Origin of the sequence: Pseudorhodoplanes sp. (assembly GCF_035565855.1) — a bacterium.
In the GTDB taxonomy this organism is placed as follows: Bacteria; Pseudomonadota; Alphaproteobacteria; order Rhizobiales; family Xanthobacteraceae; genus Pseudorhodoplanes.
Map to the genome: position 1 here is coordinate 1 of NZ_DATMRX010000277.1, position 6,034 is coordinate 6,034.

A 6,034-nucleotide genomic window follows, 5' to 3' on the forward strand; every position below is an offset into this window, starting at 1 on the left:
GTCGATTTCAACGACAATGACGGCATCGATCTCGACCGGCGCATTCGCATCGAGGTCGCCGTCACGATTCGCGACGGGTCCTTCCACTGCGACTTCACTGGCAGCTCGGATCAGGTCCGCGGCCCGTTCAACTGCGTGCCCTCCGGATCGCTCGCCGCCGCCTGTTTTGCGATCCGCGCCATCACCGATCCGGCGATCCCGACCAATGCCGGCTGCTTCCGGCCGATCGCGCTCAATCTGCCGAAGGGTTCGATCGTCAATCCGGTCGAGCCTGCGGCGGTCAATGCGCGAACAGCTACGATCAAGCGCATTGCCAACACCATTCTTGGCGCGGTGCGACCGGTCATTCCGGAGCGCATCTCAGCCGATGCGAGTGGAGAAATGGCAGCGATCATGTTCGGCGGCAAACGCGCCGATGGCTCAACATTCGTGACCGGCGAGATGATCGCCGGCGGCAGCGGCGCCGGCATGACCGCCGACGGTATCGACGTGATCGAGACCGATGTCACCAATTGCATGAACTTGTCCGCCGAAGCCATGGAGATCGAGGCGCCGATCCGGGTTCATCAGATTGGCTTGAAGCGCGACTCCGGCGGCGCCGGGCGGCATCGCGGTGGCCTCGGCATCGTGAAGGAATACGAAATCCTGCAAGGGGAGGTGCGCTTCACCCATCGCGGTGAACGGCATTATTGCGCGGCGAGCGGCTTCGACGGCGGCGCGCCGGGCGGCATGGCGGAGTCCGAAATCTACGCCGCCTCGGGGGAGGTCACCGTCATTCCCTCAAAGCTCGTCACCACGTTGCGGCAAGGCGACCGCGTCCGCGTGACGACGGCCGGGGGCGGCGGCTACGGCAATCCGGCCGAGCGGGATCGTCAGGCGCTCGAAGACGATGTCGCTAACGGCAAGGTGTCGGAGGAAGCGGCGCGCGAACTCTATTCGTGAAGGATCGGCAGCGGCGGCCGCCGGACTATCGCGTTCGCCGCTCGCTGCCGTGACGGTTTGAGGCACGCGCGTCAGAACACCCCTTGCGGCTGCAGCCCAAGCTGCTGCGTGCCGTAGAGCGCCGACAGCGTGTCCCAGTCGATACTTGCATGCAGCGCAGCCGCGTTGGCGTCGCGCCAGAAGCGCTGCACGCGGTTCTTTTCGTCAGCGGCCTGTGCGCCGGACTTCTGGAAGATTTCGTTCACCACATCCGACGACGTGCGCGCGGCAAAGCCGTGATTGCGACGGATGCGCACGCGCAGCTCGATGTCGGGCGTGCCGCCATTGCGCACGATCTCCTGACCTTCGCTCAGGCTGGTGACCATGAGCGTGCGCGCCGCGTCGATGTGCGCGGCGGTTCGTCCGATCAGGCTTTGGATCAGCGGTGACTCGGCGACCTTTTCGAATACGCCCGGTCGCGCCATGCGCTTGGCATCGCGCGCCGTTTCGGTGAAGGCGTCGAGTGCGCCCTGCGCCATACCGACGATGGGAGCCACGAGCGCCGTTGGACCGAATGTCGGATACCCGAAGCGCGCCTGAAAGTTGTCGGGCACCTCCAGCCCCGGCACCTTGCCGGAGAAGATCGCCCCCATCGGCAGGATGCGGTGCGACGGTACGAACACCGCGTCCTTGATATGCACCGTCTTGGAGCCGGTACCCTGCAGGCCGCTCGAATTCCAGCTGTTGTGATCGACGATGACGTCGCGCACCGGAACGAGGCACCAGGCCAGCGTCGGTGGGCCTTCGGCATTGGGGAGCAAGGCGGACAGAATCAGCCAGGTCGCGCTATCGACGCCGCTCGCCCAGGGCCAGCTGCCCGCAATCCTGATGCCGCCATCGACCTTTTCGACCTTGGGTGTCGGAATATAGGACACGGCGAGCAGATTGTCGGGGTTGTCCCAGACTTCCTGTTGTGTTTCGAGCGGAAAGAACGCGGTCATCCATCCGAAGCAGACCGCGAGCGTGCCGCACCATCCGGTGCTTCCGCAGGCGCGGCCAAGCTCGAAGCCGACTTGCGCCAGTTCGGCCGGCCCGTATTCGTATCCGCCGAAGCGCCTGGGCTGCATCATGCGGAAGACCTGCGTATCGCGCAGCGCCTCCATGGTTTCGGCGGGGACGCGTCTTTGCTTTTCGGCGCTCAGTGCCCGTCCGCTGATCTCGGGTGCGAGCTTTCGTATTCTTGCGATGATCTCGCTGAAGTCCGGGCGCGCCGCCAGCGCATGAACGACGGCGGAGCGTTTCGCTTCCTGCTGCATTCCGCTTCCTCCCTGAAAGCGTAACGTTCGTTACGGTACGTATACTGCACGCGACCGGGAGATTTGACAATGGCGTTTATTCGTCTTGCACGCGAAGATGCGCGGACGATTTGTTGCGTTCGCAACTGTGTGGGGCGTGATGCGCGGGGGCGCTAAGGCGTGGCGCAGCTCGCAGAAGCGCGCAGATTCAGCCGGCGTTTGCCAGGATGGCTTTGCGGCGTGGTGCGGTGCGACGCGGCGCGCCCTCAAGTCCGGCCTCGGTAGCGCAGCCGCCGAGAAACACCGAGACCGCGGTTTCGACGGTCTGCTGGATGCGCGCTGCACGATCCTTCTGCGTCGAGGCCGAGGTGAGCCAGCTGAGGATCTGCTCGCCGATCAGCATGTCGTGGAAAAGGATGGCGAGACGGCGCGGGTCCTTGTCGGCGCGGATGTTGCCAGCCTTCTGATGCAGCGCAATCCACTCGGCGAAGATGCGGTAAACCGTCTCCGGCCCGGTCTGATAAAACAGCCGTCCTGCCGCCGGAAATTCACGCCCGATCGAGGTCACCAGGCGGTGGAACGATATGATCTGCGGCGTCAGCACGATGGAGACGAAGGACTGCGCGACGCGGGTCGCCTGTTCTTCCAGCGAGCCGATCGGCCGGGTGTCGATGTTGATCGTCACGTCCGAGCAGAGCTGCTGGACAACGGCCTCGAACAGCTTCGCCTTGTTGCCGAAATTCGAATAGATCGTCTCCTTCGAGCCGCCGACCACTGCGATGATTTCATTGATCGATACGGCCTCGTAGCCGCGCTCGAGGAAAAGCTTTGCGGCCGAGCGCACGATCTTCTCGCGCTTGACCGCGGTACGCGGGCTGACGCCTGAGCCGCGGGCCTTTGCCGGGGCGGTCCTCGTCGCCGATTTCCTGAGCGATTCCATGACCTAAAGCTATGCCAAGGAATGCGCAAAGGCGCCAGTGCAAAACTTTTGACTTGGGAAATCGGCGCGATTACCGTAACGGTCGGTACGGTACAGAAGCGAGAGCTGCAATCGCCCCCGCGGTTGCGGCAGAACACAGGGAAGAGGGAGGTGACCCATGATCGAGGTGTCGAAACGCGTTCCCGTCAACGAGCCCGGCCAGCCTGTCCTGACGCGCAGCGATGTCTGGAAAGGGCTCGTCATGAAGGCCGACAACGCGCTGCCCTTCGTGCCGGCAATGACGCATTGCAAGGTGCTGAACCGGGAAAGCGACATGGTGTTTGTGCGCGAGATCGAATTCCGCGGCGAACGCTGTCGCGAGCGCATCACCCTCGTGCCGGAGCAGCGGGTTGAATTCGTGCGGCTCGACGGCTCGGTGCTTGGTACCATCCTCAATCTCATCGAGGAGGACGAGAGCGGGCTCGGGCTGCGCTTCAGCTTCAAGCTCAAGCTCGCCGGCGTCGAGGACGGAAGCCCGGAAGAAATCGAATACGGCAAAGTCGTCGAGAAGGATTACCTGAAGGCGGTCGATGCGACGCTTGCCGCCATCCGCAAGATGAAGAGCGCGCGCGACAGCCTGATCAGGCGCTATTACGACGTGGTGGATTCCATGGACCTTGACGCGTTCAAGGCGATGCACAGCGCGAATGCCCGCGTGACATTCGCCAATTTTCCGACGGTCCAAGGCGCGGACCGGATTGCCGAGGCGATCGGTCAGTTCTGGTCGACGATCCGCGGCATGAAGCACGAGTTCGTCAACCGCTGGGATCACCCGCAGGAAACCATCCTGGAAGCTGCGGTCCACTATACGCGGAAGGATGGGTCGGTCGTGACGCTGCCCTGCGTCAGCATCCTGCGGCCCGAAGGCGATCAGGTCGGCGAGTTGCGAATTTTTATCGACGTTGCGCCGGTCTATGCGGAGCAGAAGATCGCGAGCTGAGGTCAAGGCCGGCGAGGCGCCGGCCCTCGCAGCGGCGGGTCAGCGCCAGCCAAGGGCTGGCGCGACATGCGTCAGGATCGACCGGATGACGTGCGCGTTGTAATCGACGCCGAGCTGATTGGGCACGGTGAGGAGCAGCGTGTCGGCTTCCGCAATGGCTTCGTCGGCGGCCAGTTGCTTGATCAGCTTGTCCGGCTCGGCCGCATAGCTGCGGCCGAAGATCGCTCGCGTATTCTCGTCGATATAGCCGACCTGGTCCTGCTGGTCGTCGTCGCGGCCGAAATAGGCGCGGTCGCGGTCGTCGACGAGGGCAAAGATGCTGCGGCTGACCGAAACACGCGGCGTGCGCGTATGGCCCGCTTCCTTCCAGGCTTGACGATAGGCCCGGATCTGCTCGGCCTGCTGAATGTGGAATGGCTGTCCGGTCTCGTCATTCTTCAGCGTCGAACTCTGCAGGTTCATGCCGAGCTTGGCGGCCCATATGGCGGTCGCGTTCGAGGCCGCGCCCCACCAGATCCGGTCGCGCAGGCCCTCCGAATGCGGTTCGAGGCGCAGCAGGCCGGGCGGATTAGGAAACATCGGGCGCGGATTGGGCTTCGCGAAGCCTTCTCCGCGCAGCACGTCCAGGAACACCTCGGCGTGGCGGCGCCCCATGTCAGCGTCGTTCTGACCCTCCGCCGGCTGATAGCCGAAATAGCGCCATCCATCGATCACCTGCTCGGGCGAGCCGCGGCTGATGCCGAGCTGCAGGCGGCCGCCCGCGATGAGGTCCGCGGCGCCCGCATCTTCCGCCATGTAAAGCGGGTTCTCGTAGCGCATGTCGATGACCGCCGTTCCGATCTCGATGCGGCTGGTCCTGGCGCCCACTGCGGCCAGCAGCGGGAAGGGCGAGGCGAGCTGGCGCGCGAAGTGATGCACCCGGAAATAGGCGCCGTTGGCGCCGAGTTCTTCCGCCGCCACCGCAAGCTCGATCGATTGCAGCAGGGCGTCCGCGGCCGAGCGGGTCTGGGAATGCGGGGAGGGGGTCCAGTGTCCGAAGGACAGAAAACCGATTTTCTTCACGGATGGTCCAACAATCGTTTTGGGAGAAGGTCTCTAAAGCCAGGCGATGCAACGTCATCGCGTGACGGCAGGCCTTATCGCCGATCGCCTGCCCGCGCAATGTGGTGAGCCGGCCGGCCGCGCGGCAAGTGCCGCTTGCGGCGTTGCATGGCTGGTATGAGACAGCGATTGCTCACCCATGAGAAGGCCCTTTAGAGTGGCTGCATTATGCTGGCGCTCTTGCGGGACAAGCTGCTGGAGGTCTCGAAGACCGTTGCGCCACTGATCGTGGCCGTGTGTGTGCTGCAATTCACCATCGTCCATGCTCCCGCCGCCCTCTTCATCCAGTTCCTGGTCGGCGCCGTGATTGCGACGATCGGCATGGTGCTGCTGTTTGCCGGCGTCGATCTCGGCATCCTGCCGATGGGCCGCTATATCGGCGCCGAATTGCCGAGGAAGGGTTCGCTGTCGCTGATCCTTGCAGTGGCTTTTGCGCTCGGATTTGCGACTACGGTCGCCGAGCCCGATGTGCTGGTCCTGGCGACGCAGGTCGACCAGGTGTCGCAGCACAGGATCGCCGGGCCGGTCGTGCTCTACGTCGTCGCGACGGGGCTCGCGGTCCTGACCGCCCTCGCGATGGGACGCATCATTTTCGGCTGGTCCATGCGGGCGATGCTGACCGCTGTCTTTGCGCTTGTCCTCGTGCTTGCGGTGCTTGCACCGGCGGACTTCATCCCGATCGCATTCGATGCGGGGAGCGCGACGACTGGTGTGCTGGCGGCGCCGGTGATCATTGCGCTCGCCATCGGTCTGAGTTCGGTGCTGCAGGGACGCTCCGCGGTCTCCGATGGTTTCGGG

6 protein-coding genes are annotated in these 6,034 nt (G+C 64.2%); 3 read left to right on the plus strand and 3 right to left on the minus strand.

Going from position 1 to position 6,034, the window contains the following annotated elements; translation table 11 throughout:
• Positions 1-942 (plus strand): hydantoinase B/oxoprolinase family protein (locus tag VN004_RS15970; RefSeq protein WP_325612024.1); only part of this gene is annotated, 942 nt, incomplete at its 5' end.
• Between the two features lie 71 nt (positions 943-1,013).
• Here the strand turns inward: VN004_RS15970 and VN004_RS15975 are convergent.
• On the minus strand, positions 1,014-2,237 hold the full coding sequence (locus VN004_RS15975) for an acyl-CoA dehydrogenase family protein (RefSeq protein ID WP_325612027.1): 1,224 nt from the start codon (positions 2,235-2,237) through the stop codon (positions 1,014-1,016).
• A 187-nt stretch (positions 2,238-2,424) separates the two neighbouring features.
• The gene (locus VN004_RS15980; RefSeq protein WP_325612029.1) at positions 2,425-3,156 is read right to left on the minus strand and encodes a TetR/AcrR family transcriptional regulator; all 732 of its coding nucleotides are present in this window, start codon (positions 3,154-3,156) and stop codon (positions 2,425-2,427) included.
• 157 nt (positions 3,157-3,313) lie between these two features.
• Between VN004_RS15980 and VN004_RS15985 the strand changes: the two genes are divergently transcribed.
• Positions 3,314-4,135, plus strand: coding sequence for an AtaL-like protein (locus VN004_RS15985; RefSeq protein ID WP_325612032.1), 822 nt, complete (start codon positions 3,314-3,316; stop codon positions 4,133-4,135).
• A gap of 39 nt (positions 4,136-4,174) precedes the next feature.
• Here the strand turns inward: VN004_RS15985 and VN004_RS15990 are convergent, their stop codons facing one another.
• Positions 4,175-5,197 (minus strand): LLM class flavin-dependent oxidoreductase, encoded by a 1,023-nt coding sequence (locus VN004_RS15990; RefSeq protein ID WP_325612034.1) that lies wholly within the window; start codon positions 5,195-5,197, stop codon positions 4,175-4,177.
• 207 nt (positions 5,198-5,404) lie between these two features.
• Between VN004_RS15990 and VN004_RS15995 the strand changes: the two genes are divergently transcribed.
• The coding region (locus VN004_RS15995) for a DUF1538 domain-containing protein (protein ID WP_325612036.1) at positions 5,405-6,034 on the plus strand (630 nt) is incomplete at its 3' end.